At 63.7% G+C, this 23,612-nt stretch carries 21 protein-coding genes; 9 read left to right on the top strand and 12 right to left on the bottom strand.

Translation table 11 applies throughout. The features are described from left to right. Positions 1-7 precede the first annotated feature (7 nt). The 5 genes from JY500_RS13520 to ald all read right to left on the bottom strand — a co-directional run bounded on the left by JY500_RS13520 (position 8) and on the right by ald (position 6,122). Positions 8-1,120 carry a polyamine ABC transporter substrate-binding protein gene (locus JY500_RS13520; RefSeq protein WP_206253132.1) on the bottom strand — a complete coding sequence of 371 codons (1,113 nt, stop codon included), beginning with the start codon at positions 1,118-1,120 and terminating at the stop codon, positions 8-10. 155 nt (positions 1,121-1,275) lie between these two features. After that, positions 1,276-2,667, bottom strand: coding sequence for an aspartate aminotransferase family protein (locus tag JY500_RS13525; protein ID WP_206253133.1), 1,392 nt, complete (start codon positions 2,665-2,667; stop codon positions 1,276-1,278). An 80-nt stretch (positions 2,668-2,747) separates the two neighbouring features. Beyond that, positions 2,748-4,118: a glutamine synthetase family protein gene (locus JY500_RS13530; RefSeq protein WP_172198645.1), complete on the bottom strand. Its 1,371-nt coding sequence runs from the start codon at positions 4,116-4,118 to the stop codon at positions 2,748-2,750. Positions 4,119-4,253: 135 nt separating this feature from the next. Then, the gene (locus tag JY500_RS13535) at positions 4,254-5,003 is read right to left on the bottom strand and encodes a gamma-glutamyl-gamma-aminobutyrate hydrolase family protein (RefSeq protein WP_206253134.1); all 750 of its coding nucleotides are present in this window, start codon (positions 5,001-5,003) and stop codon (positions 4,254-4,256) included. Between the two features lie 15 nt (positions 5,004-5,018). Beyond that, positions 5,019-6,122: an alanine dehydrogenase gene (gene ald / locus JY500_RS13540; protein ID WP_172198639.1), complete on the bottom strand. Its 1,104-nt coding sequence runs from the start codon at positions 6,120-6,122 to the stop codon at positions 5,019-5,021. Positions 6,123-6,293: 171 nt separating this feature from the next. On the opposite strand from ald, the gene pdxR reads away from it, so the two are divergent. The 4 genes from pdxR to JY500_RS13560 all read left to right on the top strand — a co-directional run bounded on the left by pdxR (position 6,294) and on the right by JY500_RS13560 (position 9,726). Beyond that, positions 6,294-7,805, top strand: a complete 1,512-nt coding sequence (gene pdxR / locus JY500_RS13545) for a MocR-like pyridoxine biosynthesis transcription factor PdxR (RefSeq protein ID WP_172200716.1) — start codon at positions 6,294-6,296, stop codon at positions 7,803-7,805. A gap of 230 nt (positions 7,806-8,035) precedes the next feature. Beyond that, positions 8,036-8,470: an RNA polymerase-binding protein DksA gene (gene dksA / locus JY500_RS13550; RefSeq protein ID WP_172198635.1), complete on the top strand. Its 435-nt coding sequence runs from the start codon at positions 8,036-8,038 to the stop codon at positions 8,468-8,470. 131 nt (positions 8,471-8,601) lie between these two features. After that, on the top strand, positions 8,602-9,027 hold the full coding sequence (locus tag JY500_RS13555) for a PH domain-containing protein (RefSeq protein WP_206253136.1): 426 nt from the start codon (positions 8,602-8,604) through the stop codon (positions 9,025-9,027). A 54-nt stretch (positions 9,028-9,081) separates the two neighbouring features. After that, on the top strand, positions 9,082-9,726 hold the full coding sequence (locus JY500_RS13560; protein ID WP_206253137.1) for a DUF2238 domain-containing protein: 645 nt from the start codon (positions 9,082-9,084) through the stop codon (positions 9,724-9,726). A 28-nt stretch (positions 9,727-9,754) separates the two neighbouring features. Here JY500_RS13560 and JY500_RS13565 read toward each other — a convergent pair whose 3' ends face one another. Genes JY500_RS13565 through speB form a run of 3 tightly spaced genes read right to left on the bottom strand, consistent with a single transcriptional unit; the run spans position 9,755 to position 12,369 of the window. Further along, a complete protein-coding gene (locus tag JY500_RS13565) occupies positions 9,755-10,117 on the bottom strand; it encodes a cupin domain-containing protein (RefSeq protein ID WP_206253143.1) in 363 nt (120 codons plus the stop codon). Positions 10,118-10,129: 12 nt separating this feature from the next. Further along, positions 10,130-11,446, bottom strand: a complete 1,317-nt coding sequence (locus JY500_RS13570) for an NAD(P)/FAD-dependent oxidoreductase (protein ID WP_206253145.1) — start codon at positions 11,444-11,446, stop codon at positions 10,130-10,132. After that, positions 11,443-12,369: an agmatinase gene (gene speB, locus JY500_RS13575; protein ID WP_206253147.1), complete on the bottom strand. Its 927-nt coding sequence runs from the start codon at positions 12,367-12,369 to the stop codon at positions 11,443-11,445. The genes JY500_RS13570 and speB overlap by 4 nt, the downstream gene beginning before the upstream one ends. Before the next feature lie 172 nt (positions 12,370-12,541). On the opposite strand from speB, the gene JY500_RS13580 reads away from it, so the two are divergent. The 3 genes from JY500_RS13580 (at position 12,542) to JY500_RS13590 (ending at position 17,599) form a co-directional block, all read left to right on the top strand. After that, positions 12,542-13,261: a type 1 glutamine amidotransferase gene (locus JY500_RS13580; protein ID WP_206253149.1), complete on the top strand. Its 720-nt coding sequence runs from the start codon at positions 12,542-12,544 to the stop codon at positions 13,259-13,261. Between the two features lie 162 nt (positions 13,262-13,423). After that, on the top strand, positions 13,424-15,889 hold the full coding sequence (locus tag JY500_RS13585) for a sensor domain-containing protein (protein ID WP_206253151.1): 2,466 nt from the start codon (positions 13,424-13,426) through the stop codon (positions 15,887-15,889). An 87-nt stretch (positions 15,890-15,976) separates the two neighbouring features. Further along, positions 15,977-17,599 carry a peptide chain release factor 3 gene (locus JY500_RS13590; protein ID WP_172198612.1) on the top strand — a complete coding sequence of 541 codons (1,623 nt, stop codon included), beginning with the start codon at positions 15,977-15,979 and terminating at the stop codon, positions 17,597-17,599. Positions 17,600-17,635: 36 nt separating this feature from the next. Here the strand turns inward: JY500_RS13590 and JY500_RS13595 are convergent, their stop codons facing one another. Both JY500_RS13595 and JY500_RS13600 read right to left on the bottom strand, forming a co-directional pair. Continuing rightward, entirely contained in the window at positions 17,636-19,150 is a 1,515-nt protein-coding gene (locus JY500_RS13595) for an ATP-binding protein (RefSeq protein ID WP_206253153.1), read from the bottom strand. After that, positions 19,147-19,833, bottom strand: coding sequence for a response regulator transcription factor (locus JY500_RS13600; protein WP_206253154.1), 687 nt, complete (start codon positions 19,831-19,833; stop codon positions 19,147-19,149). Before JY500_RS13600 ends, JY500_RS13595 begins: the two co-directional genes overlap by 4 nt. Before the next feature lie 129 nt (positions 19,834-19,962). Here JY500_RS13600 and JY500_RS13605 point away from each other — a divergent pair, with 129 nt between their 5' ends. After that, the gene (locus JY500_RS13605; RefSeq protein ID WP_206253161.1) at positions 19,963-21,606 is read left to right on the top strand and encodes a PKD domain-containing protein; all 1,644 of its coding nucleotides are present in this window, start codon (positions 19,963-19,965) and stop codon (positions 21,604-21,606) included. 34 nt (positions 21,607-21,640) lie between these two features. Then, the gene (locus JY500_RS13610; RefSeq protein WP_206253163.1) at positions 21,641-21,967 is read left to right on the top strand and encodes a hypothetical protein; all 327 of its coding nucleotides are present in this window, start codon (positions 21,641-21,643) and stop codon (positions 21,965-21,967) included. 51 nt (positions 21,968-22,018) lie between these two features. On the opposite strand, the gene JY500_RS13615 is transcribed toward JY500_RS13610, so the two are convergent. Both JY500_RS13615 and ccoG read right to left on the bottom strand, forming a co-directional pair. Beyond that, positions 22,019-22,159 carry a DUF3149 domain-containing protein gene (locus tag JY500_RS13615; protein ID WP_206253165.1) on the bottom strand — a complete coding sequence of 47 codons (141 nt, stop codon included), beginning with the start codon at positions 22,157-22,159 and terminating at the stop codon, positions 22,019-22,021. 28 nt (positions 22,160-22,187) lie between these two features. Next, positions 22,188-23,603: a cytochrome c oxidase accessory protein CcoG gene (gene ccoG / locus JY500_RS13620; RefSeq protein WP_206253172.1), complete on the bottom strand. Its 1,416-nt coding sequence runs from the start codon at positions 23,601-23,603 to the stop codon at positions 22,188-22,190. Positions 23,604-23,612: the final 9 nt, after the last annotated feature.

The raw sequence follows: 23,612 nt of genomic DNA on the forward strand, positions 1-23,612 counted from the left end.
GGTCCGCTTACAGACCAGTCTTGAACGACGTGTAAATCCGCGTCATCTGGCGGCGAATGTCGTTGTTGATCGCGTCCGGCATCGCCATCTTCTTCATGTCCGCATCGGAGAGGAAAACGGTCGGATTGCTGGCGACTTCGGGCTTCACGAACTTCTTCGATTCCTTGTTCGGATTCGCGTAGAAGACTTTGTTCGTCAGGCTGCCATGCACTTCGGGGCGCATGATGTAGTTGATGAACTTGTGCGCGTTGTCCGGGTGCGGCGCATCGGCCGGGATGACCATCGTGTCCATGAACACAATGCCGCCGGTCTTCGGAATCAGGGCTTGGATGTTCTGACCGGTCTTGCCGTCGATGGCACGTTGACGCGCGATGTTGATGTCGCCAGACCAGCCGAGCGACAGGCAGATCGAGCCATTCGCCATGTCATTGATGTAACCCGACGAGCTGAACAGCGTCACGTACGGGCGCACGCTCTTGAGCAGCGCCGGCACCTGGCCGTAGTCGGAAACATTCTTGCTGTAGGCCGGCTTGCCCAGGTAGTGCAGCGCGGCCGGCACCACTTCGGTCGCCGAGTCGAGGAAGGAGACGCCGCAGCTCTTGAGCTTGGAGATGTATTCCGGTTTGAAAACCAGATCCCAGGCATTTTCCGGCATCGGCATGTTGCCCAGTGCCGCCTTCACCTTGTCAACGTTGATGCCAACCGTGGTGTAGCCCCACAGCCAGTTCACCATGTACTGGTTGCCTGGATCGAGTTTCGCGAGCGCAGCCTGGAAGTCGGGATCAAGGTTCTTCAGGTTGGGCAGCTTGCTCTTGTCGAGCTTCATCAGCAGGCCGCCATCAGCCTGGATCTTCGCCCAGTAGGACGACGGCACCACCACGTCATAGCCTGTCTTGCCAGCCACCAGCTTGGCGTGAACGATTTCGTTGTTGTCGAAATTGTCGTAACGGACCTTGATGCCGGTTTCCTTCTCGAAGTTCTTGAGCGTGTCTTCCGCGATGTAATCCGACCAGTTGTAGACGTTCAGGACCTTTTCTTCTTCCGCATGCGCCGCAAAAGCCAGCGCAGCAAACACGCCCACCGCACATCGCTTGAGGACGCGGTTCGAGAACACTTTCATTGGAAGCCTCCTGGTGGCTGGAAAACGAGTGACTGAATGACGCTTCATCTTTGCGAGCTGAGGGGGCTGCTGTTTCACGGCAACGCCCCGCTCTGACGCATGTCACGAACTTAGCAAAAATCGGACCCGTGCACCTGCACAAAATGCAGCCGCACTCAGATCCAGTTGCGTTGCTTGAGGTCTGCGTAGGTTTTGTCGAGACAGCTGCGGATCAGACCGACCATTTCATCGATCTGCGCCTTGGTAATCACCAGCGGCGGCGCAATGATCATCCGATCGCCGACCGCCCGCATGATCATGCCGTTGCCGAACATGTGGCCGCGGCAGACCATGCCCACTTCCAGTGCAGGATCGAAGGCTTCCTGCGTCGTTTTGTTCTTCACAAGCACCAAACCGGCAACCAGGCCGCAGGTTTCTGCGATGCCCACCAGCGGGTGGTCGGCCAGGGCCTCGAATTTCTCCTTCAGGTAGGGACCAGTCTCTTCGCGCACTTTCTCGACCAGGTGTTCGCGGCGAATGATCTCGATGTTTTCCAGCGCCACGGCGCAGGCAACCGGGTGCCCGGAATAGGTGTAGCCGTGGTTGAACTCGCCACCTTTTTCCAGCAGCACCTTTGCGATGCGATCGCCGACCATGACGCCCCCAAGTGGCACATAGCCCGAGGTCACGCCCTTGGCGAAGGTCATCAGATCCGGCCTGTAGCCGAACTTCTCGCAGCCCCACCATTCACCCAGCCGGCCAAAGCCGCAGATGACCTCGTCCGAAACCAGAAGAATTCCGTACTTGTCGCAGATGCGCTGAATCTCGGGCCAATAGGTCTTGGGCGGAATGATCACGCCACCGGCGCCCTGCACCGGCTCGCCGATGAAAGCGGCCACCTTGTCGGCACCAATTTCAAGGATCTTCTCTTCGAGCCAGCCCGCTGCCTTCAAGCCGAAGGTGTCCGGGTCCATGTCGCGACCGTTCTCGTACCAATAGGGCTGCTCGATATGCACGATATTGGGGATCGGCAGATCCCCTTGTGCGTGCATGCCGCTCATGCCACCAAGCGATGCGCCACACATCGTCGAACCGTGATAAGCGTTATGACGGCTGATGATTACCTTGCGCTGCGGTTGCTCCAGGAGATCCCAGTAGCGGCGCACCATACGTACCACCGTGTCGTTACCCTCCGAGCCGGAGCCGGAGAAGAAGACGTGGTTGAACTGCGGTGGCGTCACCTCGGTCAGCAGCTTGGCAAGCTGCGCGGCGGGTACGTTGGTGGTCTGGAAGAAGCTGTTGTAGTACGGCATCTCAAGCAGCTGCTTGTAGGCCGCGTCGGCGAGTTCCTTGCGCCCGTAGCCGACGTTCACACACCAGAGCCCGGACATGCCATCAAGGATTTTGTGCCCCTCAGAATCCCACACATAGATCCCCTCCCCCTTCACCATCACGCGCGCCCCTTTTTGGCCGAGCGCCTGGTTGTCAGTGAAGGGATGCAGGTAGTGCGCACCGTCGATCGCCTGGATCGCCTTGGTATCCACCCGGGTGTTTTCATTCATGTTCATGGTTTCGTGTTCCTTCGAATGCTCTCGCAGACAAGACGGCGCCCTTTGCGCGCCACGCGGGCGCGCCTTGGCAGCGTCAATCACACATGCAGCAACAGGTGTTCGCGTTCCCAAGGGCTGATCACGCGCATGAACTCTTCGTATTCGTGATCCTTCACTGCCGAATACACGGTTACGAAACGGTCGCCGATCACCTTGCGCAGCGGCTCGCAGCCACGCAACAGGTCAAGCGCTTCAGCCAGGCTGCGCGGCAGTTGGTAGTCGGAGTCATACGCGCTGCCGCTGGCTTCCGGTGTCGGTTCGATCTGTTCCTTGATGCCGAGGTAGCCGCAGGCCAGCGTGGCAGCAAAGGCGAGGTATGGATTCGCATCAGCGCCGATCACGCGGTTCTCCACGCGACGGTTCTTCGGGTCGGAATGCGGTACGCGAAGGCCGACGGTGCGGTTGTCTGCACCCCACTGCACGTTGATCGGCGCAGCGGTGTGCCGCACCAGGCGACGATAGGAATTGACGTACGGCGCCATCAGCGCCATGCAAGCCGGCAGGTACTTCTGCAGCCCGCCGATGTAGTGATAGAAGGCCTTCGATGCAGTGCCGTCCGGGTTGCTGAAGATGTTCTCGCCGGTCTTTGCATCCACCACGCTCTGGTGCACATGCATCGCCGATCCCGGCTCGCCCGCCATCGGCTTGGCCATGAAGGTGGCGTACATGTCGTGGCGCAGCGCAGTTTCACGCAGCGTGCGTTTGAAGAAGAACACCTTGTCGGCAAGACCGAGCGGCTCGTTGTGGAGAAAGTTGATCTCCATCTGGCCGGCACCGATTTCGTGGATCAGCGTATCGACGTCCAGCTCCATCGCGTCGCAGTAGTCGTAGATGTCCTCGAACAGCGGGTCGAACTCGTTCACCGCATCGATCGAGTAGGCCTGACGGCTGGTCTCGGAGCGGCCACTGCGGCCGACCGGCGGACGCAGCGGAATATCCGGGTCCGGCGCGCGGGCGATCAGGTAGAACTCCAGCTCCGGCGCGATCACCGGCTTCCAACCCATCTCGGTGTAGAGGTCGCGCACATGGCGCAATACGCTGCGCGGCGCGAAATCCACGAGGGTGCCATTCGAGAAGTAGCAGTCGTGGATGACCTGCGCAGTCGGGTCTGCAGCCCAAGGCACCAGGCGAACCGTAGCGGGGTCGGGCAGCAAGACCATGTCGCGATCGTTGCCCGAAATCACACCGTTGTAGCCTTCATCCTTGTCCGGGTACTCGCCGGTCACAGTGCCCGCCACAACGGCTTCGGGCAGGCGCATGCCGCGGTCCTGGGTGAACTTCTCGCGGGGCAGGATCTTGCCGCGCGCCACACCGGTCAGGTCGGGCACCAGACATTCAAGTTCGGTCACGCGCTTCTCGTCGAGCCAGCGCTCCATGTCCTGATGGGAAAAGTTTTCACGCAAAGTCATAGTCGGTCTCTTTGGTTTCGTCGCATGCGGCGATCGGCCCCTCGCTGGGGTTCGGGCTCGCCGCCAGCCCGCTGGCTGGCGTTCGCCCTTAGGGCAGGTAGGCCAACCAGACGACGAATCGGGATTCACGGTTCATCACGCACTCCGCGCCAGCATCCGTTTGCGACAGGCGTCGCCAAACGCAGCAAAAATCCGGGTCGACACAGGGTTCTCGGCGGCCTTCCATTCCGGGTGCCATTGCACACCGAGGGCGAACGCCTCGGCCGCTGCCACCCGGAAGGCCTCGACCAGACCGTCGTCCGCCAGCGCCTCGGCCACCAGGCCATCCGCAAGCCGATCGATACCCTGGCCGTGCACCGAATTCACGCCGACGCGCGTGGCGCCGACGATCTCCGCGAGCCGGCCCGACAAGGTGACCGGATGGGCTTCGCCGTACTGCACGTCGAGCGAGGCCGCCTTGTCCTCGCGGTGGTCCATGTAGCCCGACGTCTCATGCACCGCCTGATGAAGCGAGCCACCAAACGCAACGTTCATCTCCTGAAAGCCGCGGCAGATTGCGAACAGCGGCACACCACGCGCGATCGCACGGCGGGTCAGCGGCAGCGTCACCGCGTCGCGCGCCGGGTCGAGCGGCAGCGCCGGATTTCGCACCGCCTGATCGAAATGCGCCGGATGCACGTTGGAGACGGAACCGGTCAGCATCACGCCATCTGCGATATCCAGCAGCGCATCGAGATCAGGCGTATCGCCCAGCACCGGAATCAGCAGCGGCTGGCAATCGGCGACCACGGCCACTGCATCGAGGTACTTCTTGCCGACTGCATTGAATGGATGCGCGCCGAGCATCTTGCTGCAGGCGGGAACGAGGACGATTGGCTTCTTCATCGGCAGAGGTAGTGGTCAGAATTCGGCGTGGTAGGTGTAACCCAGCTCACGCGCCACGGCCTCGCAGGTCACCTTGCCGCGATGGATATTCAGGCCGTTGCGCAAGTGATGGTTATCCTGCAGGGCGCGGCGATAGCCCTTGTTCGCGAGCTGGAGAACAAAGGGCAACGTGGCGTTGGTCAGCGCGAGCGTTGAGGTACGCGCAACGCCGCCGGGCATGTTGGCGACGCAGTAATGCACCACGCCGTCGACGATGTAGGTCGGCTCCTGATGGGTTGTCGCATGCGTGGTTTCGGCACAACCGCCCTGATCCACCGCGACGTCGACAATCACCGAACCGGGCTTCATCAGCGCGAGCATCTCGCGCGTGATCAGCTTTGGCGCAGCCGCGCCGGGAATCAACACCGCACCGATCACCAGATCCGCTTCGCGCAGCGCGTCTTCGAGGTTCGCGCGGTTTGAGTAGAGCGTCTGCAGCCGCGGGCCGTAAAGGGCGTCGAGTTCCTTGAGCCGGTTGAGCGACACGTCGAGAATCGTGACTTGCGCGCCGATTCCCATCGCGACACGCGCCGCATTCACACCGACCACACCGCCGCCCACGACCAGCACCTTGGCGGCGGGCACGCCGGGCACGCCAGGCAGCAACACGCCAGAACCACCTTGCGACTTTTCCAGCGCCTTGGCGCCAGCCTGAATCGCCATGCGGCCCGCAACTTCGCTCATCGGCGCCAGCAAGGGCAAGCCACCGCGGTCATCGGTCACCGTTTCGTAGGCGATCGCAACCGCATCCGATTCCACAAGCAGGCGTGTTTGCTCCGGATCCGGAGCGAGATGCAAATACGTGAAGAGCACCTGACCGGGCCGCAGCGCGCGACACTCGTCCGGCTGCGGCTCCTTGACCTTGACCACCATCTCCGCCTGTGCAAACACGCTGGCAGCATCTGGCGCGATACGCGCCCCGACGGCTTCGTACTGCGCATCGCTGAACCCGACCCCAGCCCCCGCCTGAGTCTGCACCAGCACCTGATGGCCATTTCGCACCAACTCCGCGGCCCCCGCCGGCGTCAGGCCGACGCGGTACTCGTGGTTCTTGATTTCCTTGGTTACGCCTACAAGCATGGTCTCCCCCCTCGCTCGCCCGTCGCACACCACCTGTGTAGTGTGGTCGCTGAACCATCCAATTGGTAGTGACAATGTAACGCGTTTTGGTATTATTGAAAGCACCACTTTGTCGTTTTCGATGGTGCCACCGTGAGCTCTCTGCCGATTGCCGATCTAATTCTGGCCGAAATGGACCAGAGCGCCCGCGCAGGAAACGTGCCGCGTCATCGTCGTTTGTACGAGGCGATTCGCAGCGCAATCCTCTCCCGCCGCCTTCCTGTTGGCAGCAAACTGCCTTCAACACGAGATCTTGCAAGGGATTTAGGACTTTCAAGGAACACCGTCGTAACGGCGTTCGAGCAATTGCTCGCCGAAGGTTATGTCAGCTCCCGTACCGGCAGCGGCACCTTCGTGGCCGACACGTTGCCCGAACCAGCGACCGAAGAATTGGCACCGGAGCGACAATCAAGAAATTCGCATCACAATGGCGCCATTGCACCGCAGCATGCACCACAAGAAGGCACCACTGCTGCCGTGGGTGCCACGCTGTCGGTTCGTGGGCGCCGTGTTGCAGACCATGCGGCCGGCCATCGCTACGAGATCCAGCCCTTCGTGCCCGGAGACGACGATTTCTCGGTCTTCCCGATCAAGCTCTGGCAACGCCTGCAAAACAAATACTGGCGAGAGGCGCGACCGGAGCTGCTGGACTACGGCCAGAACGGCGGCTACCTGCCGTTGCGCCGCGCCATCGCCGACTACCTGCGGGTATCGCGCTCGGTGCGTGTTACGGTGGATCAGGTGCTGATCACCGGCGGCACGCAGCATTCCCTGGACCTTTGCGCACAGCTGCTGGCGGACGCCGGCGACACCGCATGGGTTGAAGACCCCTGCTACTGGGGTGCGCAACGCGTGTTCGAATCACGCGACCTCGATTTGCATCCGGTGCGGGTTGACGACGAAGGCATGAACCCCACTGCCGAGGACCAGCACAAACCGCCGCGCCTGATCTACCTGACACCGTCGCACCAGTACCCCAAGAGCGTGGTGATGAGCCTCGCACGCCGCCGCCTGCTGCTCGATATCGCAGCGCGCACCGGCGCATGGATTCTTGAAGACGATTACGACAGCGAGTTCCGCTATACCGGACGGCCACTGTCGTCGCTGCAAGGGCTCGATACGCACGACCGTGTCGTGTACATGGGCACCTTCTCGAAGATCCTCTACCCCGGCATCAAGGTGGGCTACATGGTGGTGCCGCCTGCACTGGTGGCACCATTTCGCAGCGCGCTCTATGACCTGCAACGACCCGGCCAGATGATGCAGCAAGCCGCCTTGGCCGACTTTCTGGAACAAGGCCATTTCGCAACCCATGTGCGCCGCATCCGTCAGCTCTACGGCCAACGCCGTGAATTGCTGCAGCGCACGCTCAAGCCCATCCTCGGCAACGCAGCCACGCTCTCAAAAGAGGAATCGGGCCTGCACCTGGTAATCCAGCTGCCGCCCGGTACCGACGATGAACGCCTGGCCCAGGAGGCAGCCGAACAGGGCCTGCAGGTGCGCGCGCTATCAACCTACTACCTTGGTGCCGAGAAGGAACGTGGCCTGGTGGTCGGCTATGCCTATGTGCCGACAGACAAAATCGCGTACTACGGCCGCCTGCTCGGCAACGTCGTCAAAGCTGCCTCGGCCGGCCGACGTTAAGTGACATAAGGCATCGCCGGCATTTGACGCGCCACAGATACATCACACAGGGGGACGGATAAGGTAATCATGCAACACACAGCGCACGCCGGGACGCGCTTGTGGTGTATGGTGCAAAGACGCGGCGAGACAAACATTGACGCAATAGCCAAGCGCCACCGAATCAGCCGGATTCCTGCCCGAAACACGAGGGCCTGTTTCCGGGACAATGCGCCAACAGGAGGAAAACCATGAACGAAACCCTCGACGCCCCGCGCACGCTACCGACCCAGGAAGAGATGCTCGCCGCACCGGAGGCCGACTACATGTCGCCGCGGCAACTGGCCTTCTTCCGCGCGCGCCTCATTCAGGAACGTGATGCATTGCTTGCATCGGCCAAGGACACCACGCTGCATCTGCGCGACAACGAAGCCACGCCCGATCCGTCGGACCGCGCTTCGGTCGAAGAAGATCACACGCTGGAACTGCGCGTACGCGATCGCGAACGCAAGTTGCTGCACAAGATCGACGAAGCGATTCAGCGCATCGACAACGGTGAGTATGGCTGGTGCGAAGAGACCGGCGAGCCGATCGGCGTGGCACGCCTGATCGCGCGCCCGACCGCCACCTTCAGTGTCGAAGCGCAAGAGCGCTACGAAACCCGCCGCAAGATGCGCGGCGGCTGAAAATCCCGCGGCAAGGTGCACCCGCTGCGCCTTGCCGCAGGTGACGACTACCGCCGCCCCTGGCGGCACGTCGGTTTGAGCAGCCCCACGCTCCAAGCGCCGGGCCTACCCCCGTCTGCAACACAAAACCCATGACCCGCTACATCAACGATGCCCTCACACAGGGCGAACACATCGTTCACATCGGCCGCATCAGCCTGTGGTCGCAAACCGGCACGATCCTGCTCGGGCTGCTGCTCCTGCCTGCATTTGGCGTTGGCCTGATCTTCTGGGGCGTCGCGTGGGTTCGCAGCCGCTCAACGGAACTCGCCATCACCAACAAGCGCGTGATCGCGAAGTTCGGCTTCATTCGACGCCGCACGGTTGAAATCAACCTCGCGCGGGTCGAGAGCATTCAGGTCGACCAAAGCGTCGCTGGGCGTTTGCTCAACTTCGGCTCGCTGCTGATCTCGGGTGCCGGTGAAGCCCAGGCGCCGATCCCTCACATCGCAGATCCAATGCAGTTCCGCCGCAAGTTCATGGAAGCGCAGGAGCAACTCAATAGCGTCGCGCCGTAGTACAACAACCTCGCGCTTCATTCACTTGACGCCCCAAGCGTTTCCCTCCGTGCGATGCCCCTTATTCCGCCAAAATCCGTTTCCACGGCGTTGACACTCGCCGTCTTTTGCGCGACCTGGATTCACCCGATCTGGCCTGCCGAACAATTGCTGCATTGTTCGCTGACCATAGCCGGCGTAGCCCTGCTATGGCGGCATGTGAAACTACACGGTGCGAGCGATCGCGACTACCTGCTGATCATGCTATTCGTGGCGGTGCATTCGGTTGCCGCCCGCTGGCTGTATTCAAACGTTCCTTACGACCGCTGGCTCACAGCAGCCTTCGGTTTCTCGCTTGAACACGCATTGGGCTGGAAGAGGAACAACTTCGATCGCCTTGTGCACTTTCTTTACGGCTTCTGCCTGACGCCTGCTGTCATGAGCTTTGCCGTGCAGCGATGGGCGACAAACGCGAGAGTCAGCTTCGTCATCGCGGTTAGCGCCATCATGGTCACCAGCCTCTGGTATGAGTGGTTCGAATGGCTAGTTGCCGCCACGCTCTCGGCGCAGGATGCCGAGTCGTACAACGGCCAGCAAGGCGATATGTGGGACGCCCACAAGGACATGCTTGCTGCCACTCTCGGTAGCCTAGCTTGGTCGATCCAGATTCGGCCAAGCCGACGGTCTGGCGTCGTCAGCCCACCGTCCGGCGCACGTTAGTCGCCGTCAAAAAACGCCGCACTGCGACTCACGGGACGCGACAAATCACATAGAGCTTGCGACAGTAACTGAGCGTTTCCCACACCCCACGGAACCCCGCCTCGATCACGAAGGCGTCGCCAGCACGGAATTCCCGCGCCAGCCCGGTTTCGTCGGTCAGGCGAACATGGCCTTCGAGTATCTGGCAGAACTCGTACTCATCCGGGTCGTAGCACACGCGCCAACTACCGGGGTCGCAGCGCCAATCACCTGCGAGTAGCCGGTCGCCCGCGCTGGCGTAATAGTTGATTGCGGCTTGCTGCGGATTACCGCTCAACACGCGATCCGGGGCGGGCGCAAACGCCTCCGGTTCGGTGCTGCTCTCGCGGAACGCGATCAGGCTGGCTGTCATCATCGCTCCCTGTCAGAGAAGGTCGCGCAGGCGATACCAGGCCATCCCCAGCACCAGGGCCGGCGTGCGCAGCAGCGCCCCCCCGGGGAACGGCAAATGGCGCAGACGCGCGTAAATGTCGAAACGCCCGGCCTGCCCCGCAATGGCTTCCGCCACCAGGCGCCCCGCCATGCCGGTGAGCGACAGGCCGTGACCCGAAAAGCCCTGCAGGTAGTAGATGTTGGGCGTGAGCCGGCCGAAATCGGGTGCGCGGTTCATCGAGATATCGACAAAGCCACCCCAGGCGTAATCCACCTTCACCCCCTCGCCCAGTTGCGGGAAGGTTTTGAGCATGCGCTGCTTCATGCCGGCAGCCAGGTTCGGCGGCGTCATGCCGCTATAGCTGACGCGCCCACCGAAGATCACTCGGTGATCGGGCGACACGCGGAAGTAGTCGAGCACGAAATTGGAATCGCACACCGCAGCCCGCTCGCGGATCAGCGAATCCGCCAGTTCAGGTTTGAGCGGCTCAGACGCCACCACATAAGTGCCCACCGGCATGATTCGCGGCTGCAGTTCCGGCACCAAACCGCCAAGGTATGAATTGCCCGCCAGCACCACGAAACGCGCGCGCACCTGGCCGGCAGCCGTCTTGAGCAGTGGGCGCTCGCCCCGTTCGATTGCAACCACCCGGCTGTTCTCATGGATCTGCACGCCCAGGCTCGCGGCAGCGCGGGCCAAGCCGCGGCAGTATTTGAGCGGATGCAGATGGCCCGATAGCGTGTCATGCAGCCCCGAATGAAAGCGCGGACTGGCGATGTGCTCGCCTATTTCGTTGCGCCCGACCCAGCGCCAGTAAGGGTGCTTGTAGAAGTGCGTCACATGCTCGAACCACTCGTGCAGAGCCCGCGCCTTGCGTTCATTCACAGCGAGGTACTTGTAGCCGGGCACGAAGTCGCAATCGATGTTGAACTCCGCAATCCGCTCGCGGATCAGGTTCAAGCCTTCCACCGTCACCGCCCAGGCCTGCCGCGCCGCATCGTCGCCAAGCTGGTTCTCGATCGGTGCGTCCGATGCATGACCGACGATCGCCTGGCCTCCGTTACGCCCGGATGCCCCCCAGCCCACCTGCTCCGCTTCAAGCACCGTGACGCTGAAGCCACGCCGCGCCAGTTCGATCGCCGCAGACAAGCCGGCAAAGCCACCGCCAACCACGCATACATCGCAGTCGGCCGACCCGGCCAGCACCGGCCACGCCCCCACCGAGGGCGCGCTCGCGAGGTAGTAGGAATTGGAGGTCAGCGAGCGTTCGCGCGGATCGTCAGACAGTTTTTGGTTCAGCGTATTCATCGGGCTTGTCCCGCGAGCCAGGTCCATACGAAGGTGGATGCCGCGTTGGTGGTGAGCTCGGAAACATCGTAGGGCGGCGCGACTTCCACGCAGTCCATGCCCACCCAAGGCAGGCCGGCGGTTTCCTCCAGAATCGTCAGCACCTGCGCCGAGGTCATGCCACCGGGCTCCGGGGTGCCGGTGCCCGGCGCAAACGCCGGATCAAGGCAATCAATGTCGAGCGACAGGTATAGCGGCGGATTGCCGGCCGCCGCCACGCGCCGCCGGATCTCGTCGATCACGAAGGCCAATTGCGACGGACTCTCGGCGCCACGTAACTCACGCGCCGTGAAGACCCTGCCGCCGACGCTATTCACATACTCGCGCGCCTCACGCTGGCCGGAAGAGCGGATACCGATCTGCACCGTCGCCTCCGGAATCACGAGCCCTTCCTGCAAGGCCTCGTAGGTCCAGGTGCCGTGGCCGGAGGGCTCGCCAAAGTGGTCGGTCCAGGTGTCGCAGTGCGCATCGAAATGCACCAGTGCCAGCGGGCGCCCAAGGACCTTTCGGTAGGCTCGCAGCAGCGGCAGCGTGATCGAATGGTCACCTCCGATCCACGCCATGCGATGCGCGGCAATCAAGGCCTCGGCTTGCGGCTGCAGCGCCGCGCGCATGGTCTCAAGACTGGTGTTGGGCAACATCAGATCGCCCGCGTCACAGACCTGACCGTGCGGCGTGCGGTTGAACACTGGATGCTCCGCATCGCACAGCATCTGGCTCGCGCGCCGGATCGCTGAGGGGCCAAAACGCGCACCTGGCCGATTCGTCACCGAACCATCCCACGCGACTCCGGCCACGCAGAACGGCCGATCCGGGGCCTGTTGTCGGGTAGGCGCCAGCAAGAAGGTGCTGGCGGAAAGGTACGGAAAGGCGTGATCGCTCATCAAACCTCCAGGGCGCAAAGTCAAACCGACGACTCGGCACCACAATGATGCCGACGCACCAAATTGGCACTCTTGACGTCGTCGTTTTAGTGTTGCGATAGTACCATTTGAAAATCCAGGCCGGTAGCCCGTCTAGCCGCGCACAATCGTCCTCGCAAGGTTTCAAATACCCATGGCCCGCTTGCCCATCGCAGTCATTCAGAACGTGCCCAACGATGGCCCCGGCCACTTCGCGGATTGGGCCGATCGCCACAACCACACGCTGCAGATCATCCGGATCTGGGCTGGCGATGCAGTTCCGGAACAGGTAGGGGGCTTTGCCGGCCTCTGCGTGCTCGGCGGCCCGATGAGCGTGAACGATCCGCTCCCCCACCTGCGCGCGACCGAGCACCTGATCCGCGCCGCGATGGCCGCTGACGTGCCGGTTCTCGGCCACTGCCTCGGCGGGCAGCTGCTCGCCAGCGCGTGCGGAGCAACGATCCGGCGCGCCCCGCACGCCGAAATCGGCTGGGTCGATATCGCGACGCATCCCGCGACCAACGCGAACACCTGGTTTGGCGCCGAGCGCTTCCCGATCTTCCAATGGCACGGCGACAGCTTCGATCTTCCAGCCGGCGCGCAACTGCTTGCGAGCAGCGAACACTGCCGCCATCAGGCTTTCAGCGTCGGCTCGCTGCATCTGGCGATGCAATTTCATTGCGAAATCACCGCCGACAAGATCACAGACTGGACCACCAGCACCGAGGGACGCGCCGAAATCTCGGCAAGCCAATCGCCAGGTGTCCAGTCCGTAGCCGAAATCCACTCACGGACACCTAGCCTGCTGCCACAGAGCCAGCGCGTGGCCGACGCGATCTATCGGCGCTGGGCGCGCGGTTTGCGCGGCACCTGAAAGGTGACACCCGGCCCTCAAGGTTTTCCGCGGCGCGCCGATAACGCTCGAATCAGCTTGGCTTTTGGTAGCCAAAGTCAACGATAGCCTGCAAGGCACACGGATACGACGCGGGGCCGGGAAGCTTGCCCGGCCGCCGAACAGAGGCTGGAGCGCCCAAGCATGAATGACGATCGCTTCGCTGCGCTCGCAGCGGGGCTGGACCTGGTGATGTGGGAAGCGGACCTGCCGGGAAGGCGGTTCCGCTTCGTCTCGCCCTACGCGGAAACCCTGCTGGGTTACGCGAAGGATGAGTGGTACACGCCTGGATTCTGGCAGGCCCATCTGCATCAGGACGATCGCGGCTTCGCGCTGGCGTTCGATGCGGCACACGCGGCCGAGAGCGACCGTTACGAGATCGAATACCGCATGGTGCACGCCGGCGGCCATGCGGTGTTCGTCCGCGACCTGGTCGTTGTGCGCTTCGACGAGGATGGCAACGCGATCGGCCTTTCCGGCGTGATGATCGACGTCACCAGCGATCGCGCGCTGAACCATGCCCTGACCGACAGCGAGCATCGCTTCCGCGCGGTCATGGAACAGGTGCCGAACATCTCCGTCCAGGGCTACGACCCGCAACGCCGCGTGGTGTTCTGGAACAGCGCGAGCGAACGCCTGTACGGCTACAGCGCGAGCGAAGTGCGTGGGCGCTTGCTGGAAGAGCTGATCATCCCCGAACCGATGCGTGACGAGGTGGTGCGACTGCACACGCACTGGTTACGCACCGGAGAACCGATTCCGGCCGGCGAGCTCGATCTGCAGCGCAAGGACGGTTCGCTGGTATCGGTGTTCTCAAGCCACGTCATGACGCACAACCGCTATGGCGAGCCGGAGATGTACTGCATCGATGTCGACCTGACCGACATCAAGCGGGCCGAAGCAGCCTTGCGTGACAGCGAGGCACGGTTCCGCCTGACCGTTGAGAATGCGCCAGTCGGCATCGCGATACTCGCGCTCGATGGCCGAATCCTTCAGGTCAATCCGCGTTTCTGCGCCATCACCGGCTACGGCGCGGTCGACTTGTTGGCCACCAGCTTCGCTGCACTGACCGAGAACGGCGCGCGAGACGCCTATCGCACCGAAGTGGAAGCGTGCCTGAGCGGCGCACAACAGTCTTTCAGCCTCGAGGCACGGCTGCAGCACAAGTACGGCCACGAGCTGTGGGTCAGCGCCACCGTGTCGATGATGCGCAACACGAGCGGCGCGCCGGAACAATTGATCTGCGCGATCGAGGATGTCACCGAACAGCGCGCCAGCAAGGCCCGCTTTGAATGGCTTGCACACCACGACCCGCTGACCGACCTGCCCAACCGCACGCTGCTGCGCGACCGACTGCAACAAGCGATGGCGCGTGCGCTGCGTGCCGGCAAGCGGGCCGCGCTGATGTTCCTCGACCTGGATCGCTTCAAGAACATCAACGATTCGCTTGGCCACGCCTTCGGCGACCAGGTGCTGCGCGCGGTCGCGGCGCGTTTGCGCACTTGCGTGCGCGACACCGACACCGTGGCGCGGCTCGGCGGCGACGAGTTCCTCATCGTCCTTGAGTGCGTGGAGAACGAGCAGGATGTCGGCATCGTTGCGCGCAAGATCGTCGACAAGCTTTCACTGCCGCTCGACGTGCAGGCGCAAACCTTGTCCACCGGCGCCAGCATCGGCATCGCGCTTTACCCGGAAGACGGCGTCGACGTCGACTCCCTGCTGAAGAACGCCGACTCGGCGATGTACCACGCCAAGGACTCGGGCCGTAACGCATTCCGCTTCTTCACCGAAGCCATGAACCTTTCGGCCATCGATCGCCTGCGCATGGAAAACGCGCTGCGCCAGGCGCTCGAGTTCGGCGAACTCTCACTGCACTACCAACCACAGGTCGAGCTGACGACAACGCGCTTGCTGGGTGTGGAAGCCCTGCTCCGCTGGAGCAACCCGGTCCTGGGCAACGTCTCGCCGGCACGTTTCATACCGGTGGCGGAAGAAAGCGGCCTGATCGTGCCGATCGGCGAGTGGGTGCTCGGCGAAGCCTGCGCGCAGGCGCGGCGCTGGCGCGACGAAGGTATCGACACACTCACCGTCGCGGTGAATATCTCGGCGCTGCAATTCCGCCGCACCGACATTGTTGGCAAGGTGCGTGCCGCGCTGGACCGCCATGGCATCCCGCCAGGCATGCTCGAACTTGAATTGACCGAATCGCTCTTGATGCACAACGCCGAGGAGGTTTTGCGCACGATGAACGACCTGAAGGCGCTGGGCGTGAAGCTTTCGATCGACGACTTCGGCACCGGCTATTCGAGCCTCTCCTACCTCAAGCGCTTCCCGGTTGACCGGCTGAAGATCGACCGCAGCTTCGTCAATGACGTGGCGGACGATCCGGACGATGCGGCAATCGTCCGTGCAATCGTGCAGCTCGGACGCAGCCTGAAGCTCGACGTAATTGCCGAAGGGGTCGAGACGCCCTCGCAACTGGACTTCCTGACGATGGAAGGCTGCCACTCCGCGCAGGGCTTCTACTTCGCCCGCCCGATGCCGGCGGCCGAGGTTTCAACACTGTTGCACGCGGGCATCGTCGCCGGCGGCACGCAACACGCTGCCTGAAGCCGAGCGCCACGGTCAGCTTACGTGCGATAATTCAACGCTTTACGTCATCTCACGGGCGCCACGCGCCCGCCTGCGGGTTCAAAAATGTCCGACGTTTCCCCGATCGAGCGCGAAGTCGCCCGACGCCGCACCTTTGCCATCATCTCCCACCCTGATGCGGGTAAGACCACGCTGACGGAAAAGCTGCTGCTGTTCGCAGGCGCGATCCACATCGCCGGCAGCGTGAAGGCACGCAAAGCCAGCCGCCACGCGACCTCGGACTGGATGGAGATCGAAAAGCAGCGCGGCATCTCGGTCGCCTCGTCGGTGATGCAGATGGAGTACCGCGACTGCGTCATCAACCTGCTCGACACCCCGGGCCACCAGGACTTCTCGGAAGACACCTACCGCGTGCTGACCGCCGTGGATGCGGCGCTGATGGTGATCGACGGCGCCAACGGCGTGGAGTCGCAAACGCTGCGCCTGCTCGAGGTCTGCCGCGCGCGCAACACGCCGATCATCACCTTCATCAACAAGTTCGACCGCGAAGTGCAGGAACCGCTGTCGCTGATCGACGAGATCGAGCGCACGCTGGGCATGCCGGCCGTGCCCTTCACCTGGCCGGTCGGCATGGGCAAGGGATTCGCCGGCGTGTTCGACATGCCGAAGAACCGCATGCGGGTGTTCCGCGCTGGCGAAGAGCGTGTGTCGGGCGAGGAGGAATCCATCGACGGCCGCGACAACCCGGAAATCGCCGCGCGCTTCGACACCCGCTGGGAGCATGCCCAGCACGACATCGAACTGGTCGAAATGGCCGCGCCCGCCTTTGACCGCGAAGCCTTCCTCGCCGGCAAGCAGACGCCGGTGTTCTTCGGCTCGGCGATCAACAACTTCGGCGTGCAGGAAGTGCTCGACGCGCTGGTCGACATGGCACCGCCCCCGGGCGACCGCACCGCGATCCAGCGCTATGTGCATGTCGACGAGCCGAAATTCTCCGGCGTGGTGTTCAAGATCCAGGCCAACATGGACCCGGCGCACCGCGACCGCGTCGCCTTCGTGCGCATCTGCTCCGGCCGTTTCGACCGCGGCATGAAGCTCAAGATCTCGCGCAACGGCAAGGAACTGCGCACCAACAACGTGGTGAGCTTCCTGTCGCAAAGCCGCGAGATCGTGGACGAGGCCTTCCCCGGCGACATCATCGGCATCCCGAACCACGGCCTGCTGCAACTGGGCGACACGCTGACCGAAGGCGAAGTGCTGCAATTCACCGGCCTGCCTTTCTTCGCACCGGAACTGTTCCAGACCGTCGAAGTGAAAGACCCGCTGCGCACCAAACAACTGCGCACAGGCCTTGCACAGCTCGGCGAAGAAGGCGCGATCCAGGTCTTCCGCCCGCAAGCGGGCACGATGATCCTGCTCGGCGCAGTCGGCACGCTGCAGTTTGAAGTGGTGCAGCACCGCCTGAAGACCGAGTACGGCGTCGAGGCGCGTCTTGGCAGCACCAACTACCGCCTCGCGCGCTGGGTCACCTGCGAAGACCCGAACATCCTCAAGCGCTTCATCGACGCCAACGCGCACCGCATCGCCTACGACGTGGTCGATGCGCCGACCTTCCTCGCCAGCCACAGCGCCGAGCTGCAGGTGGCCGGCGAACGCTACCCGGAGGTCAAGTTCCACGCGCTGCGCGAGCACGCGGGGCTGGTCTTCCAGTCGCGCATGGGCGGCTAACCCGACGGCGGGCGTTTCAGTTGGGGCGCCCGCCCGTCAGCGCAACTGCAGTTCGAAGCACACCACCCCCACGGGGCCGGGCACCCAACGCAAGTCCCCGCCATGGGCGCGCGCAATCTCGCGTGCGACGCTAAGCCCCAGCCCGACGCCATCCACCGCACGGGTGCGCGCCACATCGCCACGCACGAAACGCGCGAACCACTGCTCGGGATCTGAAGGTGCCGGTTGATGACTGGCGTTCGCGATGCGTAGCGTCATGCCCTGCGCGCCCGCCGATGCCTCGCACCGGATCCAGCCATACTCGGTGTTGTACTTGATCGCGTTACTGAGCAGGTTATGCAGGACCTGTTGCAGCAGCGCGCCGTCGGCCTGCACGACCAGGCCGGGAGGCACCTTCGCATTGATTTGAAGGTGCGGCGCAAGCAGGCGCGCGTCCTCGATCAGCTCGGCCAGCGCGGCGCTCAGGTCCACCGCTTCGCGATGCAGGCGAAGTCGCCCGGCATCGGCCCGCGACAGCAGCAACAACTTGCCGGAGATGCTTGAAAGGCGACGGACTTCGTCAAGGATGTCCGCGAGTTGCGCCTGCAGCGCCGAGCCCGCCTCGGCCGACTGGATCGCGCGCTCCAGCTGGCCCTGCAGGATCGCGAGCGGAGTCTTCAGCTCGTGGGCCGCATCGGCCGAGAAGCGCTGCGCCTGCTCGAAGCTGCGTTCGAGCCGCGCGAGCATGTGGTTGAAGACTTCGATCAGTTCGACGAATTCGGCGTCTTCGCCCGCCGCAGGAATGCGCCGGTCCAGCGCCGCCACACTGAGCTCGCGGCTGACCGCGGTCAGAGTCTTCAGCGGCCGCAAGGCCCGCGCCGAGAACAGCCAGGCGCCGAAGCCGACCAGCAGCAGCACCGGCGGCAACGCCCAGACGAAGGCGCGTCGCACTTCCGCCATCTCGGCGGCAACCACCTGCTCGTCGGCAGCGACGGCGACACGGTTGCCGCCTGCGACCGCCAGTGCGACATGCCAGGTCTGCTCGCCTGCGCGACGGGTAAGCGACACAACATGGGGCCGTTCGGCGGGCGAACCATCCTCGCCCCCTCGGTCACGCGGCGGACGATCTCGCGGTAGCGGCCGATCGCCCCCCGCCTCGTCCTGCCGAGGTGGTGGCGGCGCAGAGGGTGCCTCCCGTGGCGGCCGGCGCGGCGGTGCTTCTCCCACGCGCCCCTCGGCGGCAGCGGGCCAGGGCAGCGCCGCCATCGCGAGTCCGGCGGGCCAATGCGGCGAGCGGTAGTCGCTGCCCTGTCCGTCGCTCACCGCCAGGGCCAGCGCGCGCGCATCGTCGAAACCCAGGTCTGCCGCAAGCCTCGACTCGATTCGGCGCCAGTCGTCCACATCGCGCCGCCGGCCAGTCTCGCGCTCGGCGTGGGCGCGCAGGTCGGCATCGAGCCGGTCCAGCCGCTGCACCCTCAGCAAGGCCCATGCGCCGCCGCCAAAAGCCAGCAGCGCCGCCCCGGTGAGCAGGCTGGCCAGCAAGGCGAGGCGGAATCGGAAGCTGCGAATCACACCGGCTTCCGGAAGCGGTAGCCGACGCCGCGCACGCTCTCGATCGGCGAATCGCCCGCGGTTTCACCCTCGAGCGACGCGAGCTTCTTGCGGATGCGCTGGATGCAGACGTCGACCACGTTTGTGCTCGGGTCGAAGTCGTAGCCCCAGACGTGTTCGAGAATCTGGGTGCGGGTCAGCACCCGGCCGGGGGCGCGCATCAGATACTCGATCAGGTTGAACTCGCGGCTGGTGAGATCCACCGCCTTGCCACACCAGGTGACTTCGCGGGCGATGCGGTCGAGCCGAAGATCCCCCACGATCAGGAAGTTCTGACGTTCGCCGGAAACCCGGCGCAGCAGCGCCTGCACCCGCGCCAGCAACTCTTCGAAGAAGAAGGGTTTGGCCAGGTAGTCGTCGGCGCCGAGGTTGAGCCCCTCGACCCGGTCGTCCAGTTCGTTGCGCGCAGTCAGCAGGAGGACCGGGGTCGCATCGCCGGCACGCCGCAACGCCTTGAGGATGGAGAGGCCGTCGCGCCCCGGCAGCATGATGTCGAGCAGGATCACGTCATGCCCGCCGCGCCGGGCGACTTCGTAGCCGAGGTTGCCGTCGGCGCAGTGCTCGACCACGAAACCCTGCTCCCGGAAACCGGCGGTGACGAAATCGGCGATCTTGCGTTCATCCTCGATCAGCAGGACTTTCATGCACTCCTCCTGCGCGCAGCTTAGCCCGATCGGCGCGCGAATCCATTACAGATCTGTCATCGAGCGGCGGGGTCAGCCGCCATCCGGCAGAGCCACGATGGAAGCGTCATCCAAGCGGGGAGACCCATCATGAAACGACCCAAGCCTTCCGCCCAGCCGCTGCGTCGGGCGATCTTGCTGATTGCCCTCGTACTCGCCGGTTGCGGCGGTGGGGGATCCGGCTCTGAAACGAACAGCACGGGAAGCACCGGCACAAACGGGACGACCGGCACCACCGGAACCACCAGCGGCGCCGCCTTCACGCCCTCCACCGCTGCGGCGGTCGCCGGGCAGATCGTGCAGTTCACCGATGCGAGCAGCGGCAGCCCCAGCGCATGGGCCTGGGATTTCGGGGATGGCAGCACCAGCACGCAGCAGAACACCGGGCACGCCTTTGCGGCCCCCGGCACCTACACGGTGACGCTGACCGCCACGACCGCCGCCGGCAAGCTGAGCAGCAGCCAGCGCATCACGGTGGGCCAGACGCCCGCCGGATCGCCCGCGTTCAACATGGTGCAAACCCTGTCGGATCAAGCGCAGCGCACCACGCTCGCTTTCGACGGCCTGGCGCTGATGACGGGCAACCTGGCGGCGCAGTCCTTCTTCCCGCCCGGAAAGGTGGCGGACTACACCGGCTTCCAGTACCTGCGCGACAACGACCCGGACAACATGGGGCACAACACCAGCTTCCTGACGCGGGTGGCCAACAACGTGCTCTACATCCTCAACGATGCGCAGTTCGCGCAGCTCAAGGCGCTGGCAACCAGCCAGCTCGACCAGATCAACCAGTACGGTTACCAGCGTTTCACGCTGATGCAGGCCTTCCGCCGCCAGATGGATGGCAACATGCCCAGCGGCACCGCCCTGAACCTTGATGCGGTGAAGGCGGCCTCGCGGGCGCTGTACCTGATCGACGGCCAGATCAGTTTCGACCGCGCCCTGCTTTACGCGAACCTCTACCGCTCGCTCGACGCCAGCCAGAAGGCCTACCTCGACGCGATGAAGGGCAAGGGCTGGGCTTCGTGGCCCGACATCGCCGACGCGCAGATCAAGGCGAAGATGGCCGGTCTGCCGCAAGGCACTGCGGTGGCGGTGATGACCTACGCCAGTGACCTGTTCAGCTGGTATGCCGGCAGCGTCGACGCCGATGTGTACTTCTGCCCCGAACGTCATGGCACCTACTACGGCGGCTTCTACATCAAGGATGCGCCTGCCGTCGGCCATGAGGGCTACAGCATCAGCGAGCAGCTCACAGCAACCGCCGGGGCAGCGCTCAGCGACGCCGGCAAGGGTTACGTCACCACTGCGCAAGCGGCCACCATGTCCAGCCTGGTGGACACGCAGCGCGCCAACCTCTACACCGGCCCGACCAATATCGTGCAGCTGCGTACCGATATCGCCCTGCTGCTGCGCAGCCTGCGGGTCTCGGCGGCAGACGCGGACGCGGTGAAGGCGAAGGTGCTCGCGCTCTCGGCGACCTACGGCGAACTGGACGGCGAGAACAACTACCGCTACGCGACGGTCTTCACACAGGTCTACGCCAGCTTGTCGGCCGCGCAGAAGATCCAGCTGGCTGCGCTGCGCCACTCGATCCTGTCCGGCAGCTATGCCAACGGCACGCCCTTCGACTACACCACGGCGACCGCGCCCTACCTGTACGCAGCGCCAATCACCGACGTGAGCACGATCAGCAGCTACCTCGCGGCGTCCGACGCTTTGTTCGCCGCGCCGTGAACATCAGATGGCCCAGGAATCCGGGAGATCCACCATGAAGATCATGAGCGCCGCACTTACTCTGACCGCTGCATTGATAACAGGCACAACCGTCGCGCAGACCACGGCGACGCCGCCCGGCAACGAGCTCCAGCGGCACGAACCGCCACCACAGGCCTACGCCGACTGCAAGGGTAAGAAAGAAGGCACCACGGTGCAGCACGCCACCCCGGAAGGCGTGGTGCCTGCGACATGCGCGAGTTCCCCTAAGGGACTGGTGGCGCGCCCCAATCGGCCACATCCCACCGACGGCGACTCAGCTGCGCCCGCACCGGGTGACAAATCGTCCCCCCCGCGCCCGGCTGGCGACACGCAGCGCTGACTCATGCACAGCCCCGGCCGCAATGCCGGGGCAGCAATGGCCAAAAGGCGCTCAGTGAGGCAGGTGCGCCTCTTCGTCCTTCATGTGCTTGCGGGCGAAGTGCCAGATGTAGCCGCCCATGCCCAATACGAAGACGATGGTGAAGAGGCTGAGCAAGCCGATGTCGCTGCCAAACAGGATTTCGAGTGCCATGGTGAGTCCCCCGTCAGAAGATGCAGCCTCAGGGCATCATGAAGCTGGCCTTTTCGCTCAATCGCGCGGCCTCGGCCCCATCGCTGCGGATGTCGAAAACAATCTTGTGCGAACCCTTGGGAGCCGAATCCGCCGGCACCCGTACATGAATCGTGAAGCCCTTGTTCCCGGCAGGCGGCAGCTCGAAGTCCGGCGCTTCGACCAGTGTCACGCCATCCAGCCCGGAGACGCCCACGTGGATATGCCGCGTGGTCTCGGCCATGTTCATCATCTGCAAGGTGTAGATGTTCTCGATCAGGCCGCCTTCGACCTCGCGTGACAGCGTCGTGCGGTCGCGGATCACATCCACACGCAGGGTGTCGCGGTGGGCAAGCGACCAGCCGCCTGCAACGATGATGGCGAGCAGCACCGACAGGTACACCAGCACCCGCGGCCGGATCACATGGCGCAGCACATCACGCATGCCCCAGTGCTGCTTCATCGCGTTCTCTGTGGTGTAGCGGATCAGCCCACGCGGCGAGCCAACCTTGTCCATCACCTGATCGCAGGCATCGATACAGGCAGCGCAGCCAATGCATTCGTACTGCAGACCATCGCGGATATCGATGCCGGTGGGACACACCTGCACGCAGATACCGCAGTCGACGCAATCGCCCAGCTTCTGTTCGGATTGCTTGCGCTTGGCCCCGCGTGGTTCGCCACGCTCCGGGTCGTAGGTGATGACCAGGGTATCCGGGTCGAACATCACGCCCTGGAAACGCGCATAGGGGCACATGTACTTGCACACCTGCTCGCGCATCACACCGGCCATCAGGTAGGTGAAGCCACCGTAGAAGCAGATCCAGAAAAGCTCCCAGCCGCCCAGCTCAAAGCGGGCGATGTTCGGGAGCAGCTCGCGGATCGGCGAGAAGTAGCCAACGAAGGTAATGCCGGTCCACAAGGCCAATGCGCCCCAGGCCCCGTACTTGGCTGCCTTGGTGGCGAACTTCGCGAAGCTGGGCGCCGCGTTGTCCAGCTTCATCCGTTTGGCGCGGTCACCTTCGATCTTCCGCTCGATCCAAAGGAAGATCTCGGTGTAGACCGTCTGCGGGCAGGCATAGCCACACCACAGGCGCCCCGCCACTGCGGTGAACAAGAACAACGAGTAGGCGCAGATGATCAGCAGCACGGTCAGGTAGAACACGTCCTGCGGCCAGAAGACCCATCCAAACAGATAGAACTTGCGCTCCGTCAGGTGGAACAGCAGCGCCTGACGATCGTTCCATTGCACCCACGCCAGGCCATAGAACAAGAGCTGCGTGAACCACACCATCGCCCAGCGCCAGCGCGCGAAGATGCCGCTCACTGCACGCGGATAGACCTTGCGGCGCACCTCGTACAAGGCGACTTCATCGGTGGCTTTGACCGGTTTGACGGGGATGGCGACGGGCTTGGCTTCGGACATGGGCACACG

It is taken from the genome of Niveibacterium microcysteis (genome assembly GCF_017161445.1).
In the GTDB taxonomy this organism is placed as follows: Bacteria; Pseudomonadota; Gammaproteobacteria; order Burkholderiales; family Rhodocyclaceae; genus Niveibacterium; species Niveibacterium microcysteis.